2 protein-coding genes are annotated in these 1,962 nt (G+C 42.8%); both read right to left on the bottom strand.

Features of this window, described 5'->3' with window-relative positions; translation table 11 throughout:
- On the bottom strand, positions 1 to 1,005 hold a 1,005-nt coding region (locus tag GX437_11255), incomplete at its 3' end, for a hypothetical protein (protein NLJ08238.1).
- Positions 1,002 to 1,962: thiamine-phosphate kinase (gene thiL, locus GX437_11250; GenBank protein ID NLJ08237.1), on the bottom strand; the 961-nt coding region annotated here is incomplete at its 5' end. The genes GX437_11255 and thiL, both read right to left, overlap by 4 nt.

The raw sequence follows: 1,962 nt of genomic DNA, 5'->3' as shown, positions 1-1,962 counted from the left end.
GCTATCCACCTCAGATCGCAGTGAAGGGAGCAGCACATAGGCAGCAGTGCCCGGACATTCCGTTGAACATCCATCTCTGTGCCCGCAGATGACGGGCAATAGCAAGGCAGTATCGCTGCCGGGCGGATGCAGAGCCGAATCAAGAGGATTAAGCTGATCTTTATGACATTTCCATAATATCAGTTTTTTCAAAGAAAAGAGTGCCTGAGGCGTGGGAAGGCTCACCGAATATTCTCCCAACAGGCAAATGCCCATGGTATTCGTATTTTTACCGCAGAAATGAGCCCCTTTCACAAAGTCGTCTTCCATCCATCCCTGTCCGTCTCTTCCTGAATAAATAGTTCCGTCTCTGGCAATCAGAAAGTTATATCCAATATCATCCCATCCTAATGTTTTGGTGTGGTAAAGATAAATATTTCTGACATCTTCGAGATGATTAACAGAGGTATTCGAGCCGGCAGAATGATGAATAACGATATGGGCGGTCAGGGTATAAGTCGGTTTCACGATTGGCGGGGTCAACCCTGACCGCCATTGATCCTGATCCACCATGAGCGGCTTGCTGCAGTCAATACCTGAAAAATTCTCTTCCAAATGATATTCAGGGAGATATACTTTACCTGCATGATAAGTATGTATGAATATCCTCCCGATATTTTGTGAAAAAGAAATAGTTATTTCATTTATGGCTTTTCCGGTAAATACAATGTCAGAAACCTGTAAGCTGTCTGAAAACATGACCTCATCCTCCCCGAAAGGAATAAGCCCGACAGCTTTCCCTGAAACAGTTACACTGATTTCGTCAAAATGACCGCTAACAGAAATTAAAACTGAAAAAGCGGTGAAGGAATCCGGAAATTTCAAAATATATTGTCCATGGTTCTGAAAATCAACCTGCCAGGCATTGAAAACATCCCCTTCATGAGCTTCAAGCATCATTTCCTGTGCAACAGCTATCTGATAAACAGACAGTAAAAAGATAATATTAATGACGAATAATTTCATTCTTTATTAAAGACCTTCCAGCCCTGAGCCAGCAATTCATGTTCATTTCCCGATTTGGAAATCAGTTTCCATCCATAGTCTGCATCAGTGATATGCCCGATAGGTGTAATATCCGGATTATTTTCAATTTTTTTAAAATCTTCCTGTCTGATGGTGAATAACAATTCATAATCCTCACCCCCGTTCAGTGCAAATGTGGTCGGATCCATGTTCAGTTCACGTGCAGTGGAATAAGTCTGGGGATCAAGAGGAATTTTTTCCTCAAAGAGCTTCACCCCTGTACCCGATTGCTTGCAGAGATGAATGATTTCAGAACTTAAGCCGTCTGAAATGTCAATCATGGCGGTAGGGACGATATCCAGTTCCCTCAGCATTTCGACAATATCTTTCCTTGCCTCCGGACGAAGGCACCTTCTCAAAACATAATCATAACCTTCGAGCTTTGGTTGCATTTCCTTGTCCACTTCATATACTTTCTTTTCTCTTTCCAGCACAAGCAAGCCGGCATAAGCACCACCAAGGTCACCGCTGACGCATAATATCTCGTTTTTCTTTGCTCCGTTACGGTAAACAATCCTGTCTTCATCCGCATATCCAACGGCAGCCACATTAATGATCAATCCGCTGCCAAGCGTTGTGGTATCACCTCCAACCAAATCAATTTTATATTGCTCACAGGCGTTTTTCATGCCCGAGTACAATAAATCAATCATCTCTACCGAAAAGTGATTGCTGACAGCAATGGAAACCACTACCTGTGCAGCCTCACCATTCATAGCGTAAATATCAGATATTGATGACGTTATCGCTTTATATCCCAGATGTTGCAAAGGGAAATAGGTCAGGTCGAAATGAACACCATGAACCAGCATATCGGTTGACAACAGAATTTTTTTTCCTTTTGCATCCAGAACGGCACAATCATCACCGACAGCTTTCAGGGTGTGTGAAGAAAAT

This window comes from Sphingobacteriales bacterium (assembly GCA_012517435.1).
Classification (GTDB): domain Bacteria; phylum Bacteroidota; class Bacteroidia; order CAILMK01; family JAAYUY01; genus JAAYUY01.
The sequence above is the reverse complement of the archived record's forward strand: the minus strand, read 5'-3'. Positions and strand labels throughout refer to the sequence as shown.